This is a genomic window from Acinetobacter sp. ACIN00229, from assembly GCF_016106645.1.
Lineage (GTDB): Bacteria > Pseudomonadota > Gammaproteobacteria > Pseudomonadales > Moraxellaceae > Acinetobacter > Acinetobacter oleivorans.
The window spans coordinates 1-20,348 of record NZ_JADWOM010000015.1 but is presented as its reverse complement, the minus strand read 5'-3'; the positions used below and the strand labels follow the sequence as shown (position 1 = coordinate 20,348).

Below are 20,348 nucleotides of genomic sequence, written 5' to 3'. Positions count from 1 at the left end.
ATAATTCATTTAATTTAGACGTAAAAATAATAATGGTTTTTATATAATATTTTTTTAATTAATTATATTTTTTCTTATATTTCCACTTATTTGAAGCAGTATATTAGATAAATTTTACTTAGGTCTATAATGTTAGGGCTTAGCTAGAAATATATTATTTCTATAATGTTGAGTGAAATGGTCGACTTTAGCTTTTAGATATGTGGCGAAATACGTCAAAAAGTCTATAAAACTTATTTGAAAAAAAATATTTCAAATACATCTTAGGTAAGAAAGTCTTCAGTAATTTTAGCTACTATTTTATGTAAAAGAGGGGTGTGGCTAAGAACTAGACGGTTGATGACAGAAAGATGAAAAAAGGCTTCCTAAGCCTTAAAAAATGCGTATAATGCGCAACATCAAGTACGCGCTCATAGCTCAGCTGGATAGAGCACTTGGCTACGAACTAAGGGGTCGGGAGTTCGAATCTCTCTGAGCGCACCACTTGAAGAATTAACCGCTATATATAGCGGTTTTTTTGTGCCTATTTTTTTTCACTTCTACTAAAAGCCAGTGCTCGTGGCAACCAGCTTTGAACAAAATTAAAAGTAGAAAACTAGCCAAATGTTTTAAAACGATTTTCATCTTCAATAAAAGCTTTTTCTCCGGCTTCTCCTTCGATTGAACCAAATACCAATTGAGCTCTTAATTTCCAATGAGCAGGAACATTAAAAGCAGCATTAATTTTCTCATCAATGATTGGATTGTAGTGTTGCAAAGAAGCTCCAATACCTTGTTCAGTCAGTACGTTCCATACTGCAAATTGTGCAATTGCTGTTGAGTGCTCAGACCAGATTGGAAAATTATCTGCATATGCTTCAAATTGCTCTTGTAGACCTTTAATCACGTGTTGGTCTTCAAAAAATAAAACTGTACCTGCACCTGCCGCAAAACTTTGAATTTTCTGCTCAGTTCCAGTTAGGGCTTCTCCTGGAATAATCGTTTTTAATACATCTAAAACAATATTCCAGAAATTTTGGTGGGACTGATCAAATAAAATCACAACGCGAGAAGACTGGGAGTTAAATGCAGATGGGCTATGTTTTACAGCTTCTTGAATTAATTTTTCAATTTCAGTTGGGGACTGTTTTAAGTTCTTTCCTATTGAATAAATTGAACGACGTTTTTTAATTAATTCTAAAAAGCTTGGTTCATTTGAAAAGTTCGTCTCTTGAGTGGCTTGCGTAACCACATCTTTTGAGACAGTTGCTTTTTGATTTAAGCCAAATAATTTTGCAAAAAAAGACATGAGACATTCCACTAAGAAGGTGATGCTCTTATTGTAGAAATTTTAAAAAGTGAAATAAGCTCAAAAAATATGAATCTACGTTCCATATATGCAACGAAAAATATTTTGCAACTGAACTATAACTACTTCTTTTAAACAAAACAAAAAATAGCCTTTGATTCATTTTAAAGCTGAAATGAATATGCTCTAATAGTTTCGATTTATTGAGTATTGATGCATTGCAATGACTGAGCAAAAAACAGCTTTATCTTTACGTTACTATTTGAATTTAGAAGAATCACAAGATGGATTTTCGTTAGTAACATTTGGGAAAAAACAATTTACCCGTTTTCTAACACCTGCGATTAGTATTGCAATTATTATTTGGGGACTTTATTTAGGTTTCTCTGGGGTTGGCCGATATTATGTCGGATTAGGCTTGTTTTTTTTGGTGATGCAAGGGCTGATGCGTTATTGGCTTTTACCGATGCTATTTAAACGTCAATTTGTTCGTTACCAGTTTGGAAAGAGTGAGCAAGGAATCGATCTTTATCAAGATTATTTTGAACTTTATTCCAGTGAACGTAAGCAAGTAGTGCAATATGCGGATGTGCAAACCTTTGCTAAAGGTAAGTTGACATACATGCTTGAGTTAAAAAACAAAACTGTAATTATTGTGCCAAAGCGAGCATTTGCACAGGTTTCAGATCAAACGATATTTGAAAATACATTTAAGAAATAAATTATTGGAATTATTAGCCGCAACAACAAAGGAAGCCTCATGAATACACGTCCTTCAAAAATCGTTTGCGTAGGCAGAAGCTATGCTGATCATGTCAAAGAATTAAATAATGCTATGCCTGACAAGCCGATATTATTTATTAAACCACCTAGTAGTTTGATTGGTTTAAATGACGGTATTTCCTGGAATCCAGCTTGGGGCAGCTGTCATTTTGAGTGTGAATTAGTTTTACGCATTGACCAACCTTTAAAAGGTGAAACAGATCCTGCAAAAGCATTAAAAGCGATTGGTGCGGTGACATTAGGTCTTGATTTAACAATGCGTGATTTACAGAATGATCTGAAAAGTAAAGGTCATCCATGGGAACGTGCAAAAGCTTTTGATGGTGCTTGTGTATTGGCTGACTGGGTAGATTTGAGCGAAATTACAGATTGGCAAGAAACTAAATTCACTTTCCATATTAATGATGAGTTACGTCAAGATGGCAATACGGCATTATTAATGTTTACCATCGGTGATCTATTAGCTGATATTAATCAGGTCTTTTCACTAGAACCGGGTGATGTAATTATGACAGGTTCACCTGCTGGTGTTGGGGCATTACACTCGGGTGATCAGTTAAAAATGATATTAAAAGGTGCAACGCAAGATTTTGTATGGAAAACTTTTGTGAAAGCATAAGCTATTCCTAAATTTTCTAATTTTTAACCCTATTATTTTTTCAATAATAGGGTTTTTTATTGTCTAGAAGTGGAAGACATTTATATTAATAAATCGTCTTATTTTCTATTTCTCTTCAAACACTGTTGAAAGAGGAATAGAAAGTTTTGCAGCCAAATAATCATTAGACTCAATAAGCGCTGGTCCAATTTTTTCCATCCATTCATCGTCATCATGCACATTTTGGACATCTTGACGTAAAGGCAATGGGTACGGAAGGGCTGTGAAAAAACTCCAGAAATCAACTTGGGATAAATTACGCGCTAGAACATATTCATCTTTATCAGTACGTTTAACTAAATTTTGTTCTTCTAGTAAAAGCACATAAGCAGGCCAGCGACCAATTTCTCCACGGCCTAAAATTTCTAAAGCTTCTTTATCACTTACACTTTCACCCAGCTTTTGCTTTTTATAAAACAGCTCAAGAATATCTAATAACATTAGAACAGGATGTCGTTTTTGCTCTTTACCTGAGTGAAAAGCAGTTAAAGCAAAACTAACTTCTACACCCAGTAAAATAATATTCCATGAAAGAAAGATCCATAACAGGAAGATAGGTACCGCTGCAAATGCGCCGTAGATCAGTTCATAGCTGGTGAAATTTGACATGACGAAGCTGAATAGGTTTTTGAGTATTTCAAAAAGTACAGCACTTAAGCAGGCCGCTATACCAGCTGCATAAACTGGAACTGTTCGATTCGGAATAGTCCAATACAAAATAAAAAAGCCAACAATGGTCAATAAGAAAGAAATTAACCAGAGTATAAATGATCCATCAAGTTGATATCCTGCAAAATTATTGCTGAGAATATTCATGGAAGCGACAGTCGAGGAAATGACGAATGCACTTCCTAAGATAATCGGGCCTAAAGAGATGATGGTCCAGTAACGCATGAACCCCATAATGCCACTACGAGTTTCTTTTACGCGCCAAATGCGATTAAAAACGGTTTCAATTGAGGTCAGCATTAAAACGGTAGTGACGAATAAAAATAGCACACCAATAACGGTCAGGTTGCTCGATTTCTCTGTGAAAGCATTTAGAGCTTTATCAAATGCAATAGTGCTCTTGGGTAAAAAATTACTATAGATTAAATGTTGGAGCTGTTGTCTTGCAGGTTCTAACGCTTTAATTGATGAGATAATAACTAAAAAAACCGTTAACATTGGTACAACTGCGAATAGTGTTGTATAGGTGAGGGAACCAGCTTGTTCACGGCACCGATCAGCTTCAAAACGTTTAAATACATATAAAACGAACTGAAACCAGGTTTTATTATAAAAAGGAAGCTTACTTAAAAAACGTTGTAACATGCGTTGTCTATCCCGATTTTTTTAATCATCATGTTGGGCGATTAATAGCTTATCAAAGTATGAGCTGAAGAACTCAAATCGTAGATTAAAGCAAAATAATAACTTATAGAATTAAAGTCGTTCTGTAAGTTTACTATGCGCTATAGAAAAAATTGTAGCCATAATCTTTTCAGAAAAGTTGACTTTCTGTTGTGTGATCATAAGATTCATCAAAAGTTGATGAACCTTTTACTCAACGAATTTGAGAAATTTGCTCGTGTTGCCTTTAACGCTAAACAATCAATCACCTCTAGAATTTCATAAAATTGGTTTCGCCAAAAAAATAAAAAATACCGTATAGTGTTCTTTTTAACAAAATTTATGAAACCGATGCAACCTTACATTCTTGTACTCTATTACAGTAAATATGGTTCTACTAAAGAAATGGCGCATTTAATTGCCAATGGTGTTGAGTCTGCGGGTATGTCAGTGAAAATTCGGACGGTGCCAAATATTGCTCCGGTCGTCACGGTAGCTGAACCAAGTATTCCAGCAGAAGGCGATATCTACTGTACGTTAGATGATCTAGCGAATTGTGCAGGTCTGGCGTTAGGTTCCCCAACTCGCTTCGGCAATATGGCAAGTGAAATGAAATATTTTTGGGACCAAACGACGAGTCTTTGGCTCAATGGAGCATTACATAATAAACCTGCTTGTGTTTTTACTTCTTCTGGATCAATGCATGGTGGGCAGGAGAGTACTTTACTCACGATGTTGCCGCCGTTATTTCATCACGGGATGATGATTCTGGGATTACCAAATGCAATTCCAGCTTTATCTAACACTAAAACAGGTGGAACACCGTATGGGGCAAGTCATGTAAGCGGACCCCGCCATGACCAGAGCTTAAGTCAGGATGAAAAGATTTTGTGTGAAGCTCAAGGTAAGCGTTTGGGTGAAGTTGTTAAAAAGCTGGTGGTTTCTCTTTAAACAGCCAAAAAAAAGAGCGGATATCCGCTCTTTTTTATTTGCACAATTTATTCTTTTACAAAAGTAACTTTACCATCTGTAAGAGAAAGAACACGTGCTAATGACTCAACTCGGTAGCCTTTTTCAAGCAATAAATCACGGCCCGGTTGGAATGATTTTTCAATCACGATACCAACTCCCACAACCTCTGCATTTGCTTGGTGAATTAAATCAATTAGTCCTAATGCTGCTTGACCATTCGCCAAGAAGTCATCAATAACTAATGCTTTATCAGTTGAATGAAGGTGTTTGTTTGAAATCGCAATCGTGCTTTCAGTTTGTTTAGTAAAACTAAATACTTTAGAGCGATATAAGTCATCTTTTAGCGTCAATGACTGATATTTACGAGCGAAAATTACAGGTACACCAAGTTCCAAACCTGCCATGATTGCAGGTGCAATACCTGATGCTTCAATGGTAATAATCTTGGTAATCCCTGCATCTTTAAAGCGAGCGGCAAATTCTTTACCAATCTGCTGCATTAATACAGGATCAATTTGGTGGTTTAAGAAAGCGTCGACTTTCAAGACTTGATCAGATAGAACGATACCTTCTGTTAAGATTTTCTGTTCTAGTGCGTGCACGGGAGAATCCTCTAGACGGATGCTTTTAAAGCAAATGCGTATTTTAAAAAGCATCCGAAAAAATGCAAGCTTTAATTCGTTTTACCTGTATAACTTGTTAATAACAGGCCATAAGAAGTTTTACCATCAACATGGCTGACTTTAACTGGTAAGTAGTCCAATTTAGGTGCTAACCAGAAAATAGTATTACGGTCTGGTTTACCATGTTCTAAAACAACTTTTACAGTATCAAATGTGCCATAAGAAGTTTTAATTTTCTCATTGCCTTGTTTTACAAAACGACGATTTTCAACTTCTTTTGCATCGGCAAGAGGATATGAAGTTTTAAGTGAACCATTTTTTAAATCTTCACGCACTTGTAATTCTGCATTTAACTCATCAAGTACACCAGCCTGCCAAGCAAATGAACGAGCTTTATCGTCTTTCTTGGTAGAAATAGTTTTGCTGTTTGGATTAAAGTTAATATTCATGGTGTTGTTATGAATCAAAATTTTGCTCGTACGGCTAAAACTTTGAGATCCAATTTTACCATTAGCAAAACTAAATTTACTTGTTTCACTTGCAGAAGCAATTCCACCAGCTTTTGCCGTGAAATTATAAGTCCAATTATTACCTTGCTGGCTTAAGGTACGTGTAGCCGAACCCATACCTTTATTATTATAAGTGAACTGATAATTTGCCTGAAATGGGCTCATGGCAAGTGCATGGCTTGAGAAACCTGCAAAAAGCAAAGTTGTTGAAATACCTGTTGCGATGCCAAACGATTTCAGAAATTTTGTTGCCATAAGTAAATATCCTTGTACAGACTGAAAAGTCAGTGCTGATGCATCTATAACTTAAACATATTATGCCTGTTGATCATGGAGAAAAAATCAGGATTTATGCTAAATGTGTAATCTATTTGTGTTTTTTCGCAGTTAATTCATTTTTATTCATCACAGCGCTATACATCTTTTTGCTGGATTGGTGTGATTTCAGAATCTTCTAATTCATCTTCAAAATCATCGTCCTGATCACGGTAAAGTAATGCTGCTAAATTCACATTTCCAAATACAACTAGCTCAGCCTCACGAACTCGTGCGTAATTTACATGTACTTTACTTAATGTCTCGATAATACTGGCTTTTTTACCAAACCAGCGATTGAGATCAAGGAATATCAGTTCATCACGTTCTTCTGCTACATTAAAACGTTCCAGAATCATTCCTAAAGGATCTTTTTTCAAAATTTTATGGTAGTAAAAAACCGCGGCTTTTACGGCAATCTTCTGCCAAAAGTTTTTATATTTCGCTTCAATAATTTGTGTATTACTAATTTGTTCAAAAACTAAAAGCTGTTGTTCTTGATTAAATTCCATCTGAATCAGTTTTAAATCAACAGATAGTGTCGTCTCTAGGCCTTTTACATGCATGGTTGCATATAACCTTAACCAGTCATGATAAAGATCAGCGTGGAGGTCATCTAGAAATTCAACATTATTGGTGACATAACGTTGTAAAGTCGCATTCAGAAAGGTTTGTGATAACGTAAAATCTCTTTCTTCTTCAATAAATGCTTCTGCTTTTTGGTAGACCTTTTTAAGGCGTCTGACTAATGAGGAAAATAGCGTTTGCATAAAAGAACTTCCAGAAGATAATTTACTTAAGAACCAACACAATCTTTATTATGATAAAAAACGAGTTTTGATATTGCAGTGTAACAAATTTAATTGATACATTTTGACAAAATGAAAATGGATAAAACTCTATATTTGAAGTGAATCACACTTTTATCCAGATTTGAATATCAGTTTATATTTTATTCGGTTTAAACCGTGGGGATAAGGCATTTATATGCTTTTAAGATTATGTTGAACAAAAGAAGTCTATCTATAGAGCCTTTTTACCATTGGTGGCAAGACCGAGTCTTTATTGCTGCAACAATATTGGCAATTTTACTGCATATTTTTGTGTTACTCATCCACTTTGCCATGCCTAGCCCGTCAGAGCAATCTACTAAAGAAATTGCAATTTCAATTCGATCAAGCAATGAGCCAGTTCAGCAGGCAGATTTTTTAGCACAAGCGGACCAGCAGGGTTCGGGCACATTTCGTGAAGCTCACCGTACCTCTAGTGATACTCCAAATCCGATGCCTAATGATGCTTCAACTGGAAATGCAGAGTTAGAAAGTTTGCAAAAGGTTCAGCAACAAAGAGAGCTTAAATTTGAAGAAAAAGTCTTAATGACTGTTTTGAGTTGGCAAAAACAAGCTGATGCGAGTCAAAGGAAAAAAGAACTAGAACAATTACAAAGTCAATTTCAGGCAAAAGCTGCGATGGTTGCGAGTCTTGAAGCACAATATTTACAACGTAGACAAGATTTTAGTCGGCAACAAAAAATCAAAACAGTAGATGGAATTCAAGCGAAAAAAGATGCTTCGGCTGCTTATTTAGATAAGTTCCGTGAAAAAGTAGAGTTGTATGGTAATCGCTATTATCCAGAAGAAGCCAAACAACAACAGCTAAGAGGCGAAGTCCGTTTAATGGTGATTTTGAATGCTCAAGGCGGAATTCGTGCAATTCGATTACTTGAAAGCTCAGGGCACTCTATATTAGATGAAGCAGCTAAGTCTTCAGTACGTCGCGGTGCACCATTTGGGCATTTCGATGCCAATATGAAAGATATTTCTGAATTACGTATTGTACGTACGTGGCGTTTCGATCCGGCTCAAGCAGAATTTGAAGTACATTAATAAAAATGTGGATAAGTCTTAGCTTATCCACATTGATTATAATTAATTAGAAAAAATCCCATCTGAAGACAGATTATGTTTTTTTTCTAATCAATAATGATTAAATCTGTTCTTGGTAAGGATTTTCGATATTCAGCTTTGCTAGAATTTCGACTTCAATCCCTTCCATTTCCTCTGCATCTTCATCACTGGTTTCATGGTCATAGCCAAGTAAATGTAAAACACCATGTACTAAGAGATGTGCAAAATGGTTTTGGGCAGTTTTTTTCTGTTCTAATGCTTCTTGTAATACCACTGGAATACAAATAACTAAATCACCTAGAGGTAGGGCATCTAGCATTGGTAAAACTTCTTCAGGAATATCACTTGGAAATGATAAAACATTAGTTGGTTTATCTTTCTCTCGATATTGCAGATTAAGTTGTTGGCTTTCTGCTAAATCGACACAAGCAACGCCAATTTCGCAATCTTCTTTATAACCAACGTGGCGTAAAGTTGTCTCAATAATTTTTTTGAGTTGAGCTCGTTTGAGCTCTAACTCAGGTGATTGAAAGTCTTGTTGTAAACTTAAACTGATTTTCAAAATAAATCCTTAAGCATCCTGATGTTGCAAGTCTGCTGCTGTATCGTTTTCAGCAACTAATGCCTCTTGACGTGCTTTGCGTTCAGCACGTGCTTCAGCATTAAGACGCTGTTGTTCACCATCCCATCCTTCATACGCTTCAACGATTTTTTGAACCAGTTGGTGACGTACAACGTCACGGGAATGGAAACGGGTAATATGAATTTCTGTAATATTCTCGAGTACGCGAAGTGCGTGTGCCAAACCAGATTGTTGACCTCGAGGTAAATCTACTTGAGTAATGTCACCTGTAATCACTGCACGAGAGCCAAAACCTAAACGGGTCAAGAACATTTTCATTTGTTCTGGTGTTGTGTTTTGAGCTTCATCCAAAATGACAAATGAATGGTTAAGTGTGCGCCCACGCATATATGCAAGAGGTGCAACCTCAATGACTTGACGCTCGATTAACTTAGCAACTTTTTCAAAGCCAAGCATTTCGTAAAGTGCATCGTAAAGAGGACGTAAATAGGGGTCAATTTTTTGGGTTAAATCACCGGGTAAGAAACCCAGCTTTTCTCCAGCTTCTACAGCAGGACGTACAAGTAAAATCCGCTGGATTTCGTTACGTTCTAGCATGTCTACGGCGGCAGCAACTGCTAAATAGGTTTTACCTGTACCAGCAGGGCCTACACCAAAAGAAATATCGCTTTGTAAAATACGTTGTACATAACGTTTTTGATTGGCACCACGTGGATTAATGCGGCCTTTTCGGGTCTGGAAATAGACATCAAGCGGCGCATCGTGTTCATCCATTTCGTCACCAACCAACTCGAAATTGCGTTCAGTTTGTGATGATTGAATGAGCAGGTGTAATAGATCAGCACTGATTTGCTGGGATACCTCAGACTCTTCGTAGAGTCGTTGCAATAATGCTTCGGCTCTCCCAACAGCATCTATTTCACCATCTATGTGAAAAACATCTCCACGATGAGTAATTTTGACATCTAAACGCTGTTCAATTTGCTTCAGGTGCCCATTATAGGCACCTAGAATGCTCTTTAAACGTTCCATTGAAATTTCAGGAAATGTTACGGTACGTCGAATCGCTGCAGTCAAGAGAAAACCTTTCAGTAGACTTTAGAATACCTCTACATTACGCCACGTCAGGTTCAAGATTCAAGAGCTCACCGTAAACAAAATTTAAAGTTTTAATTTCAGTAATCTCGATCTCTGCAAAACGACCAACCCATGTTGCATCACCAACGAAAGTGACTAGACGTGTATTGTCAGCAGTACCAATTAAAATATTAGGGTCTTGATCAGATACTTTTTCAATAAGTACACGTTCAATTTTACCTAACATGGCATCTGTTTTTTCAATACTAGACTGCTTAATGACTTTCTGAACTTGAGCTAAACGCTCTTTTTTAACTTGCTCAGGTGTGGTGTCTGGCAAGTCTGATGCTGGTGTACCTGGGCGTTTCGAATAAACAAAACTATACGAGTGATCGAAATCTAAATCTTTGATAAATTGCAATGTTTCTGCAAAATTTTCATCAGTTTCGCCAGGGAAGCCAATAATAAAATCGCTTGATAAATGCATGTCTGGACGAATTTTACGTAGCTTCGCAATTTTATCGATATAAACATCAATCGTGTGATTTCGCTTCATTGCCTGTAAAACATCATTCGAACCACTTTGAACAGGCAAGTGTAAATGTGACACCATTTGAGGTAAATCTTCATAACACTGAATTAGCTCATCAGAGAACTCAAGTGGGTGCGATGTTGTATAACGTAAGCGTCCAATACCCGGAATTTCTGCAACGAGTCGTAACAATTCAGGGAAGGTACAGATGCCACCTTCGAAGGTTTCACCACGGTAACCATTTACATTTTGACCAAGAAGTGAAATTTCACGGACACCTTTTTCAGCAAGGCCTGCAATTTCTGCAAGTACATCATCTAAAGGTCGAGAAACTTCTTCACCGCGTGTATATGGAACTACACAGAAAGAGCAGTATTTAGAACAGCCTTCCATGATAGAAACAAATGCTTTAAAGCCTTCTACGCGTGGTTCTGGTAAAAAGTCGAACTTTTCAATATCTGGGAAAGAAATATCAACGAGTTTGATTTTGTCTTTTTTAGGTTTTTCTACTTGAGCATTATGTTGATCAAGCATTTGTGGTAAACGGTGTAATGTTTGAGGGCCAAAAATCATGTCGACATAAGGCGCACGTTTTTGAATATTGTCGCCTTCTTGAGAAGCAACACACCCACCGACACCAATCACAAGATCTGGATTTTTGTCTTTTAGTTTGCGCCAGCGCCCTAATTCACTGAATACTTTTTCCTGTGCTTTTTCACGGATAGAACACGTATTCATAAGCAGGATGTCTGCTTCATTAGGGTTGCTCGTTAAAATGTAACCGTGAGAGTCCCCTAAAAGGTCTGCCATACGGTGACTGTCATACTCATTCATCTGACACCCTTGAGTTTCAATATAAAGTTTTTTTATTGAAACATCAGTGGTGTGCGTTGGCTGGGTAACAGTGTTTTCTGAGGCAGCTTTGGCACCATTGGGAATGAAGGTTTGAACCGTCATGCAGGCTCCTAACAGATCGATCTAAAAAAGAATAAATTTGCCCAAAATGGGTCAAACCATTCATTATAGCAGTATTTGGACCGAACCGATAACAGTAAACCTTTAGAAGGTGACACCGTTTTTTTGAAGTAAATTATGTGAATTTTAATGATGTTGAATCATAGAGTTACATAACACAACAAAAGAAAGCACGAAGACTAATTAAACTATGCTTTGAAGGTGAATAGTCAGGGTTTAACACATTTATGAGACCAAGTAGAAAGAGCTCATCAATCCATAGTCGTGTAATGAAAAATAAATATATGCATCGTAGCTGGTTAGGAGCTATGTGTTTACTTGGTTGTTCATTTACCTATGCTGCCGAAGAGCAGTTCAATGATGCATTAAATGCTGCAAATAGTGGCAATACCGCGTTATTGGACCAATATCAGCTTGCTATGCAAAATGATGTATTGGGGTACTATCCAGAATATTGGAAACTTAATACCAATCTTGGCTTTCAACCTTCAGCTTCGATTGTAAGTTTTGCTCAACGTTATCCTCAATCAGCAATGGCTGAGAAATTGGCAGCCGATTATGTTGAAGAAAAAGTTAAACAAGCTGACTTCGCATCTGCACAACCTTTACTATCTTATGTCACCAATCCAGATCAGGCCGAAAACTGTGCATTGGCACAGGTGAGAGCCAAAACTGGTGATGCATTAGTTTTCGCTGAATATAAAGATGTATGGTTAGCCACCGAATCGCAACCTGAATCTTGTGTGGGTCTAGGACGCTTGATGTTATCTAGCCCATTAATGAGTCAGCAAGATAAGCAACAGCGCCTTTGGGTGCAGTTACGTTCTGGTTTAACAGGGCAGGCCCTTGCTACGGCGCAGACTTTAGGTATGAATTTGTCTTTGACTCAGCTTAATCAAATTCAGGCTAACCCACTCAATTATTTGTGGAGCGCGCCTAAAGCAAATGATACAGACTATGCTTATTTAATTTTTGCATTAGGTCGTTTGGCTAATAATGACTTACCTAACGCTTTTTCGAACGTACAACGTGTCGCTCAAGGTACACCAGAGAATATACAAAAGTATTTATATAGAACTGTGGCTTATATTGGTGGCACCACGGTCATGAAAAATAATTTCAATCGTGAAGTTCTTCAATATTTTGATGCAAGTTACGGTTATCCTCTAAGCCCTGAAGAAGCTGAAATTTATGCGCGTCAGGCAATTCGATTTGGTGCGTGGGAAAGTTTAATTCGTGCTATTGATGCTATGAGCGTGACACAAAAACAAGAAGATCGCTGGCAATATTGGCTTGCTCGTGCAACAGAGCAGCGCAATGACAGTAATTCAAAAAATACTGCGCAACGTATTTATAAGAAATTAGCTGACAGTGGCGATGACTATCATAACCTGTTAGCTAAAGATCGTTTGGGTGAACGTTATAATCACCAACCTTATGATGATCAACCAACAGCAAGTGATTTAAGACGTTTAGATCAGAATGTTCACTTTAACCGTGCTTTTACTTTAAGACGTATCAATGCAAATCCAACTTATACCAATCGAGAATGGAACTGGGCCGTTCGACAAGCTTATCTTCAACATGATGATGGTGTGTTGTTAGCTGCTGCAAAGCGTGCTCATGATATGGGATGGTATGACCGTGCAATTTACGCAGCAGATCGTACAACAAATAAACATAATGATACGTATCGCTATGTGACCCCCCATAAGACTAATGTCGTAAGTCATAGTTACAATGCAGGAATTGATCCAGCGTGGGCTTATGGTTTAATGCGCCAAGAAAGCCGATTTGTTACCTCTGCACGCTCGCATGTTGGAGCGGGTGGACTTATGCAAATTATGCCTGATACGGCAAAGTTGATTGCACGTCAAATGGGCGAAACCTATAATCCAGCGGCATTAAATGAAATGAATACCAATATTCGTTATGGTACATTTTATCTGTCGATGATTCAGGGACAATTAAGCAATAATCCAGTTTTGGCAACGGCAGGTTATAATGCTGGACCTAATCGGGCAAGACGTTGGCAACCGGACTTTCAATCAATTTCGGCTGACCAATATACAGAGACAATTCCATTGTTAGAAACCAGAGACTATGTCAAGCATGTTATGACGAATGCAACACATTATGGTGTGATATTGGGGCAAGGGGCTCAATCATTATCACAACGTATGAAAGTCATTCCAATGCGTACATCGCCTTAAGTTTAGGTGGTTGATGATGGATCTTCTTTTAATTGGCATATTCAAGTTTTAATTAAATGAAATATAGATATTTGGAACTTCGTTCAATTTTGCAACTTGCATGGTGGCTTATCTGTGCAGGGGTAGGATTGATGAGTTTCGTTTTGCATGCCGAACCTGTTAATTTACAGGGATATGTGATGCACGTACAAATGACACCTGCCGCATGTGCGTTAGATCCCTCTAAACAAAAACAACGTAAATGTCTTGAAGGATATTCACTGACAATTACGGGCCTTATGCCAGAAACAAATCAGACTGATTGTTCAACAGAAAGTTCGGCAGCTCTTTCCCCATTGCAAGCCAAAGTCGTAGCTCGGGTCATGCCTGACAATAATGCGCGTGTACAGCTTTGGAAAAGTGTCGGGGGATGCGTTCCTATGAATGCAAGTCAATATTTCCGGACAGTCATTAACTTTGCTGAACGTTTAAAAATTCCAGCTAGTCTTACCAGTTCGACAAATGTTGAAATTCAACAGTCGGCCTTAAAACAGCAATTTACTCGTCTTAATCCGAGCTTGCCTCAAAATGGTATTCGTTTGACTTGTCAGTTATCACGTTCAGATGTTGTTTTAACGGAAGTAAAGGTGTGTTACACGGTAAAAGGCCAATATAAACAATGTGCAAATCATGTGGTATCGAATTGCCCTGGTGAAATCACGATTAAAGGTAGTTACTAAAGGTAACTATCATTTCGTGAAAAAATGCTGACCATACATTGAATCTATTTGTAAAGATTAATTTGTATTTTCTATCAGACTTTTGGTGAAAATGAGTCGCTTTTACATGCATCTGCCACATCTTTAGAGTACAATCTTTGCCGTTTATGATGATTTGGTTAGATGGAATTCCTATTTAGCCCGATTAAGGACACTCATTGGAGACAATTACATGAAGCAACCCGTTCGTGTTGCCGTGACTGGCGCTGCAGGTCAAATTGGTTACAGCTTATTATTCCGTATCGCAAGCGGTGAAATGTTAGGTAAAGATCAACCTGTTATTTTACAATTGCTTGAAGTTCCAGTTGAAAAAGCTCAACAAGCGCTTAAAGGCGTAATGATGGAACTTGATGACTGTGCTTTCCCTTTATTGGCTGGCATGATCGGGACTGATGATCCGAAAGTTGCATTTAAAGATGCTGACTACGCTTTATTGGTAGGTTCTCGTCCACGTGGTCCTGGTATGGAACGTGCTGACTTGTTAAAAGTTAACGGTGAAATTTTCATCGGCCAAGGTCAAGCATTAAACGAAGTTGCTAGTCGTGACGTTAAAGTATTAGTTGTAGGTAACCCTGCAAACACTAACGCTTACATCGCTATGAACTCTGCTCCAGACCTTCCAGCGAAAAACTTTACTGCTATGTTGCGTCTTGACCACAACCGTGCGTTGACTCAAGTTGCTCAAAAAGCTGGTGTTGCAGTTGCTGATATCGAACACTTAACAGTTTGGGGCAACCACTCTCCAACAATGTATGCTGACTACCGTTTTGCAACTGCAAATGGCGAAAGCTTAAAAGACAAAATCAACGATGCGGCATGGAACAAAGATGTGTTCCTTCCAACTGTTGGTAAACGTGGTGCTGCGATTATTGAAGCACGTGGTTTGTCTTCTGCTGCTTCTGCTGCTAACGCTGCAATTGACCATATGCGCGACTGGGCACTTGGCACAAACGGCAAATGGGTAACTATGGGTATTCCATCTGACGGTTCTTATGGTATTCCAGAAGGCGTTATGTTCGGTTTCCCTGTAACAACTGAGAATGGTGAATATAAAATCGTTCAAGGTTTAGAAATCGATGAATTCAGCCGTGAGCGTATCAACTTCACTCTAAACGAGCTTGAAGAAGAACGTGCAGCAATTGCTGACATGTTGAAATAATTTATCTTTTTGATAAGTTAAAAAAAGCACTCTTTTTAGAGTGCTTTTTTATATTTAATCATTTGAAACAAAACACAAAAAACAACAAGAAAATATAAACATTATCATGCATATAAAAAGGTTTTATTGTTAGATTAGTTAATAGATGATTTAAAACAAGTTATAGGAGAATAACAATGTTTGAACAGCAACCTACTTTAGAGCTTTTATTTGATCAGCTGGGTTTAGATTCAGATGAAGCAAGCATCGAAAACTTTATCAAAACACATCAATTGCCTGCTGAACAGAAATTACATGAAGCTTCTTTTTGGTCAAAAGGTCAAAGTGATTTTTTAAAGAGCCATTGGGAAAAAGATGATGAATGGATTGTGGTGATTGATGAACTTAATGAACAACTACACGAAGATAGTGTGAAAAAATAAACGAATAAAACAAAGGCCTGTTTTACATTCAATATATAAAACAGGCCTAATTACATTAACTGTTTAATGTGTCTTTATTTTTAATTGATCCTTGTACCATGGCTCATGACGGACAAGATCAAATACAGGTTGGCCATGAAGCAATTCAAGATCACACGTGCTTGTTGATAAATATTTAGTTAACCAATGGCGTGTCAATGCCGACTCTTGTCGAGCGGCTGACGCATAAGCCAAGAAGAAATATATATCAGCATGTTCATGATGTGCTAATGGCTTCAAAATTTGTTGAGTAATCAACGCAAAACGTTTTTCTTTATTTAGTTCAAAATAAAGCATATACGCTTTGGCCAAGTGTAGAGACAAATTAAGATATAAGCTCAAAGGCATTTCTTCATATTCCATACGAGCTTGTTCAAGCAAAACAATCGCTTCTTGTAGAAAATGAAGTTGTTCTTGGCGAACACGACTTAGTAAGACAAGTTGCATGCGTAACTCGGCACGCTCCAAAGCAAGTTCAGGCGTATTTTCAGTCAAATAAAGTTGGTCTGTTTCACCAATTCGGTTCACAATTGTTTTACTTTCAATAGACATACGCCATTACCTTCTTTAATCAATAGCTTTTATATCGGGTTCATTTGCCAAATTTAAAGAGTAACCATTAAACCCAAATCGAATTTCCGCTACGAAGCCAAGCTGTGATAGAGAGTCTTTGTTGTTTTGAAGTTAATACTTCATGTAATAAATTGCTTTGAAATATTACAAGTCGATTTGGCTCTGGATTAACGATATGCCACTTCTCATTTTTATCTTGCAGTCGTAATTGACCACCCCAATCTTCTTGCCATTCTGGATGTAAATAATAAACGGTTGAGATAATACGATCATTTTTTTGTTGAGGATTGTCTCGGTGTAAAGCATAAAACTCACCCAAACCATAACGGGCGAAATGAGCTTCCACTTCTTTAATTCCTAAATAGAATGCTTGATTTAGATTTTGTGAAAAAGAAGTTAAGGTTTCAATATGTTGCTGAGCAATAGGAAGTTGATCATTAATCCAGAGAATATGATCGCTACGAATATTGCTCATCACGCCGTTTTGAATGCCAGCTTCTCTAAATTCATCAATATGATGGCTACACTCGTTAGCGACTTGAGCGCGATATTGATCCGAATAGGCTTGATTAATAATCGCAAAGCCATGCGTATTTAAATCATCTAGAATTTGATCCAGATCCCATGAGTCCGGAAGCGGGTGAGAGAGCATATAACCTCGAGTAGATCGTAAAAATATCAAGCCGCTCTATTTTAGATGATCACAACCTTACGAAAGAATATTTTTTTCATGTTAAACTATTTGTTGAATTGAGGAATTAAAGTCAACATGAATTACCGTCACCATTTCCATGCGGGCAACTTTGCAGATGTTATGAAGCATGTGCTTTTGCTACAGCTTCTCAACCGTTTAAATGCTAAAGATAAACCTTATCGTTATATCGATACGCATGGAGGTGCAGGAAAATATGATTTATCTCTGGCACCTGCACAAAAGTCTGGAGAGTTTCTTACAGGCATTCACCGTCTAGTTCAAATATCTGAAATGGAAAAGCGTCAGGCACCTGAAGCAATCCAGCAATATTTGAAGTTGGTAGAACAGCTACGCTCTGAAGAAGGCAAAGGTAGTTATCCGGGCTCACCATGGTTTGCTTTGCAAGGCATGCGTGAAATTGATAAGGCAACAATTTTTGAAATGCAACGCGATGTATTTCAACAATTGCGACACAACATTTATGATAAACGTGCAGGTTTACATGAACGTGATGCCTACGAAGGTCTACTTGGCGTAATTCCGCCAAAAGAAAAACGTGGCTTGGTCATGATTGACCCACCTTACGAATTAGAGCGTAAAGATTTTCCGCAATTAGTTGAACTGTTACAACAAGCCCATAAGAAATGGCCAACAGGTGTTTTTGCAGTTTGGTATCCAATCAAAGACCGCGCGATGATTGAACGTTTTGAAAAGAAAATGTTTAAAACAGGAATTCGCCGTCAGTTAGTCTGCGAAATTTGTGTATGGCCAGATGACACACCTGTAGGTTTGAATGGTTGTGGTCTATTAGTGATTAACCCACCTTGGCAGTTCTCTGAACAAGCTGATCAGGCTCTACAGTGGTTATTCCCGCATCTACGCATGCAAGAAACTGGTGGTCACGCTGCTGTTCGCTGGTTAGTAGGTGAGTAACAGTTAACTTAAATCAATGCACATGTTTGGAATAGAAAATAATGACAAATGCGCCTAAACCAGAGCAAGATTTAACTCATAATGAACATTCATTTGATGGGATTACATTCGAAGTGGTTGAAGAAGAGGATAATCCGGAAGGACAAAAAGTGAAGCGCCGAGGTATTTATCTTTGGCCTAACTTAATTACGACAGCCGCTTTGTTGTCTGGTTTCTATTCCATCATTGCAAGTATGAATGGGGATTTTACCCAAGCTATTTATGCCATTTTTATAGCAGCGCTTCTAGATGGTCTAGATGGTCGAGTTGCTCGCGCGATTGGTGCACAAAGTGCTTTTGGCGAGCAATATGATTCCCTTTCTGATTTATTAGCTTTTGGTGTGGCTCCGGCAATGCTGATGTATAGCTGGAGTTTGCATGATTTAGGCCGTATTGGGTTAGCATGTTGTTTTGTTTATACAGCATGTGCAGCTTTCCGTTTAGCACGTTTCAATGTACAAATTGGTGTTGTTGATAAGCGCTATTTTATTGGGATTGCAAGTCCACTCGCTGCCATTATCATTATTTCCCTTGTGTGGGTTGCTCGCGATTATCCTTTCATTTTTGATTTACGTGATATTGCGATTAAAAGCATTAATGCTGTGATTATGGTTGTTGTGGGATTGCTCATGATTTCCAATATTAAATATTATTCTTTCAAGCAAATGGACCGTAAACGTGTTCCCTTTGTAGTTATGTTGCCAGTAGTACTGATTTTTGCGGCAATCACTTATAATATTCCAATGGGCATTTTGACTGTTTCAATTCTCTATGCTCTTTCTGGTTTTGTTACGACACTATTTGCACGCAAGAGTAACGAAACAATAAAAACATAAAATAGAAGAGGTTCAGTATGCCTAAGTTGATAAGTCAAATTAATCAATTACAGCAGCTGGGCCTGAATGCTAAAGAGGGGGTTGTATATCAGCCTTCTCGCGGCTTTTTTAAAATAGTTTATCAAGGCTTAATCCTTCCAAATCTTCCTGCTCCACTGCGTTACTTTAATTACATTAGTCTAGTTGGGCAGCCACGAATTCCCCTTTGTTATAACGCTCACACCATTACGACTTCGGCAATTGATACTGCAACTGTGCTTGTGAGTAATAGCCAACATAGTGTGGGACATTTAAAAACTTATTCTATTCGGCGGCAGTGCCAGTTTGACTCAGAACAATACAAGTTTGATAAAACAGACTTGATTGAGTGGAAAATCCCAAAGATCCATCTTCAACGATTAGACCTAGAAATGGGTTGCAATCTTACTATTCATATTTCAGAAAATATCTCTAATAATTCTGCATTGCAGTGGGGTGTTTCGGACTATTGGTCAACACTATGTTTATGTGAAGGTGAAGTTTTTTATAAAGGGCAAAAGTATCAAGTTGAAGGGTTGGGACGATTTAAACACGCAAGAGCCCTGCATTTACCATTCTTATCTTTATGTTTCTACACATGCCAAATTATTAATTTAAATGAAACGACTCAGCTTGCATTTTCACAAATAAGAAATCAGTGGAATATCATCTTATGTTCAAGATTAGATATTCAAGAATTTGGGAAGCCTGTTGAGAGCTTTACTGAAGATGTAAATTTACATATCCATCGCGTTTATCCAAAAGTTAGAACACCGAATGGTAAAGAGATGTATTTACCCAGAGAATTTTCTTGGCAGTGTAAAAAAAATGGAAAAATTATTTTTGAACTCTATGCACAAAGCCGTGGTGACTACAAGTTTGGATTAGCTGCTGGATATGTAGGAAGCTTTCAATACCAATTAAGTTGGAATGAACAATGTCTACAAGGTGAGGGGGGGTATTGTGAATATATTGATTGTCGCCCACTTAGGTGGCAGGAAAAGAATCAAGACGAGAAAATTTTAGATAAATTGATGCTTTTACAACCATGTTTATATAAAAAATGATTATTTTTAGCATTTTTGATTAAAAAGCGAACTTTCGTTGCAC

At 37.6% G+C, this 20,348-nt stretch carries 20 protein-coding genes, 1 tRNA gene and 1 pseudogene; 12 read left to right on the top strand and 10 right to left on the bottom strand.

Annotated elements, in window-relative coordinates; genetic code table 11:
- Nucleotides 1–406 precede the first annotated feature (406 nt).
- Nucleotides 407–483: transfer RNA gene (locus I7H67_RS14120), tRNA-Arg, on the top strand.
- A gap of 112 nt (nucleotides 484–595) precedes the next feature.
- Here the strand turns inward: I7H67_RS14120 and I7H67_RS14115 are convergent.
- Nucleotides 596–1,288 carry a nitroreductase family protein gene (locus I7H67_RS14115; RefSeq protein WP_198308141.1) on the bottom strand — a complete coding sequence of 231 codons (693 nt, stop codon included), beginning with the start codon at nucleotides 1,286–1,288 and terminating at the stop codon, nucleotides 596–598.
- A gap of 223 nt (nucleotides 1,289–1,511) precedes the next feature.
- On the opposite strand from I7H67_RS14115, the gene I7H67_RS14110 reads away from it, so the two are divergent.
- Together I7H67_RS14110 and I7H67_RS14105 are read left to right on the top strand one after the other, a co-directional pair.
- Nucleotides 1,512–2,009 (top strand): YcxB family protein, encoded by a 498-nt coding sequence (locus tag I7H67_RS14110; RefSeq protein ID WP_005301331.1) that lies wholly within the window; start codon nucleotides 1,512–1,514, stop codon nucleotides 2,007–2,009.
- Between the two features lie 39 nt (nucleotides 2,010–2,048).
- A complete protein-coding gene (locus I7H67_RS14105; protein WP_198308140.1) occupies nucleotides 2,049–2,690 on the top strand; it encodes a fumarylacetoacetate hydrolase family protein in 642 nt (213 codons plus the stop codon).
- 105 nt (nucleotides 2,691–2,795) lie between these two features.
- Here the strand turns inward: I7H67_RS14105 and I7H67_RS14100 are convergent, their stop codons facing one another.
- Complete coding sequence (locus I7H67_RS14100; RefSeq protein ID WP_016140126.1) at nucleotides 2,796–4,043, bottom strand: YihY family inner membrane protein; 1,248 nt, start codon at nucleotides 4,041–4,043, stop codon at nucleotides 2,796–2,798.
- A gap of 360 nt (nucleotides 4,044–4,403) precedes the next feature.
- On the opposite strand from I7H67_RS14100, the gene wrbA reads away from it, so the two are divergent.
- Entirely contained in the window at nucleotides 4,404–5,012 is a 609-nt protein-coding gene (gene wrbA, locus I7H67_RS14095; RefSeq protein WP_023274375.1) for an NAD(P)H:quinone oxidoreductase, read from the top strand.
- A 47-nt stretch (nucleotides 5,013–5,059) separates the two neighbouring features.
- Here the strand turns inward: wrbA and I7H67_RS14090 are convergent, their stop codons facing one another.
- The 3 genes from I7H67_RS14090 to I7H67_RS14080 all read right to left on the bottom strand — a co-directional run bounded on the left by I7H67_RS14090 (nucleotide 5,060) and on the right by I7H67_RS14080 (nucleotide 7,250).
- Nucleotides 5,060–5,635, bottom strand: a complete 576-nt coding sequence (locus I7H67_RS14090) for a xanthine phosphoribosyltransferase (RefSeq protein WP_004789579.1) — start codon at nucleotides 5,633–5,635, stop codon at nucleotides 5,060–5,062.
- A gap of 71 nt (nucleotides 5,636–5,706) precedes the next feature.
- Nucleotides 5,707–6,420 carry a DUF3108 domain-containing protein gene (locus I7H67_RS14085; RefSeq protein ID WP_004789577.1) on the bottom strand — a complete coding sequence of 238 codons (714 nt, stop codon included), beginning with the start codon at nucleotides 6,418–6,420 and terminating at the stop codon, nucleotides 5,707–5,709.
- A 158-nt stretch (nucleotides 6,421–6,578) separates the two neighbouring features.
- Entirely contained in the window at nucleotides 6,579–7,250 is a 672-nt protein-coding gene (locus tag I7H67_RS14080) for a hypothetical protein (RefSeq protein WP_004789576.1), read from the bottom strand.
- 231 nt (nucleotides 7,251–7,481) lie between these two features.
- Between I7H67_RS14080 and I7H67_RS14075 the strand changes: the two genes are divergently transcribed.
- Nucleotides 7,482–8,366, top strand: coding sequence for an energy transducer TonB (locus I7H67_RS14075; protein WP_151988624.1), 885 nt, complete (start codon nucleotides 7,482–7,484; stop codon nucleotides 8,364–8,366).
- Between the two features lie 100 nt (nucleotides 8,367–8,466).
- Here the strand turns inward: I7H67_RS14075 and ybeY are convergent, their stop codons facing one another.
- From ybeY to miaB, 3 genes are read right to left on the bottom strand one after another with little or no spacing between them, the layout of a single operon-like run.
- Nucleotides 8,467–8,949: an rRNA maturation RNase YbeY gene (gene ybeY, locus I7H67_RS14070; RefSeq protein ID WP_004789571.1), complete on the bottom strand. Its 483-nt coding sequence runs from the start codon at nucleotides 8,947–8,949 to the stop codon at nucleotides 8,467–8,469.
- Nucleotides 8,950–8,958: 9 nt separating this feature from the next.
- Nucleotides 8,959–10,047: a PhoH family protein gene (locus tag I7H67_RS14065; RefSeq protein WP_004789570.1), complete on the bottom strand. Its 1,089-nt coding sequence runs from the start codon at nucleotides 10,045–10,047 to the stop codon at nucleotides 8,959–8,961.
- A 37-nt stretch (nucleotides 10,048–10,084) separates the two neighbouring features.
- The gene (miaB, locus tag I7H67_RS14060; protein WP_005301343.1) at nucleotides 10,085–11,536 is read right to left on the bottom strand and encodes a tRNA (N6-isopentenyl adenosine(37)-C2)-methylthiotransferase MiaB; all 1,452 of its coding nucleotides are present in this window, start codon (nucleotides 11,534–11,536) and stop codon (nucleotides 10,085–10,087) included.
- A gap of 287 nt (nucleotides 11,537–11,823) precedes the next feature.
- Here miaB and I7H67_RS14055 point away from each other — a divergent pair, with 287 nt between their 5' ends.
- The 4 genes from I7H67_RS14055 (at nucleotide 11,824) to I7H67_RS14040 (ending at nucleotide 16,106) form a co-directional block, all read left to right on the top strand.
- Nucleotides 11,824–13,767 (top strand): lytic transglycosylase domain-containing protein, encoded by a 1,944-nt coding sequence (locus tag I7H67_RS14055; RefSeq protein ID WP_198308139.1) that lies wholly within the window; start codon nucleotides 11,824–11,826, stop codon nucleotides 13,765–13,767.
- A 56-nt stretch (nucleotides 13,768–13,823) separates the two neighbouring features.
- Entirely contained in the window at nucleotides 13,824–14,486 is a 663-nt protein-coding gene (locus tag I7H67_RS14050; protein WP_198308138.1) for a ribonuclease T2 family protein, read from the top strand.
- A gap of 211 nt (nucleotides 14,487–14,697) precedes the next feature.
- Entirely contained in the window at nucleotides 14,698–15,684 is a 987-nt protein-coding gene (locus I7H67_RS14045; protein ID WP_003653591.1) for a malate dehydrogenase, read from the top strand.
- Between the two features lie 176 nt (nucleotides 15,685–15,860).
- Nucleotides 15,861–16,106, top strand: coding sequence for a DUF2789 family protein (locus I7H67_RS14040; RefSeq protein ID WP_002119522.1), 246 nt, complete (start codon nucleotides 15,861–15,863; stop codon nucleotides 16,104–16,106).
- 63 nt (nucleotides 16,107–16,169) lie between these two features.
- Here I7H67_RS14040 and I7H67_RS14035 read toward each other — a convergent pair whose 3' ends face one another.
- Both I7H67_RS14035 and I7H67_RS14030 read right to left on the bottom strand, forming a co-directional pair.
- A complete protein-coding gene (locus I7H67_RS14035) occupies nucleotides 16,170–16,697 on the bottom strand; it encodes a hypothetical protein (RefSeq protein ID WP_151988623.1) in 528 nt (175 codons plus the stop codon).
- A gap of 67 nt (nucleotides 16,698–16,764) precedes the next feature.
- On the bottom strand, nucleotides 16,765–17,370 hold the full coding sequence (locus I7H67_RS14030) for a 2OG-Fe(II) oxygenase (protein WP_004789561.1): 606 nt from the start codon (nucleotides 17,368–17,370) through the stop codon (nucleotides 16,765–16,767).
- Nucleotides 17,371–17,487: 117 nt separating this feature from the next.
- Between I7H67_RS14030 and I7H67_RS14025 the strand changes: the two genes are divergently transcribed.
- The 3 genes and pseudogenes from I7H67_RS14025 to I7H67_RS14015 all read left to right on the top strand — a co-directional run bounded on the left by I7H67_RS14025 (nucleotide 17,488) and on the right by I7H67_RS14015 (nucleotide 20,315).
- On the top strand, nucleotides 17,488–18,345 hold the full coding sequence (locus tag I7H67_RS14025) for a 23S rRNA (adenine(2030)-N(6))-methyltransferase RlmJ (protein WP_004789560.1): 858 nt from the start codon (nucleotides 17,488–17,490) through the stop codon (nucleotides 18,343–18,345).
- Between the two features lie 41 nt (nucleotides 18,346–18,386).
- Nucleotides 18,387–19,220 carry a CDP-diacylglycerol--serine O-phosphatidyltransferase gene (gene pssA / locus I7H67_RS14020; protein WP_004789558.1) on the top strand — a complete coding sequence of 278 codons (834 nt, stop codon included), beginning with the start codon at nucleotides 18,387–18,389 and terminating at the stop codon, nucleotides 19,218–19,220.
- Between the two features lie 17 nt (nucleotides 19,221–19,237).
- Nucleotides 19,238–20,315: pseudogene (locus tag I7H67_RS14015) on the top strand (DUF6670 family protein).
- The last annotated feature ends 33 nt before the right edge of the window (nucleotides 20,316–20,348 follow it).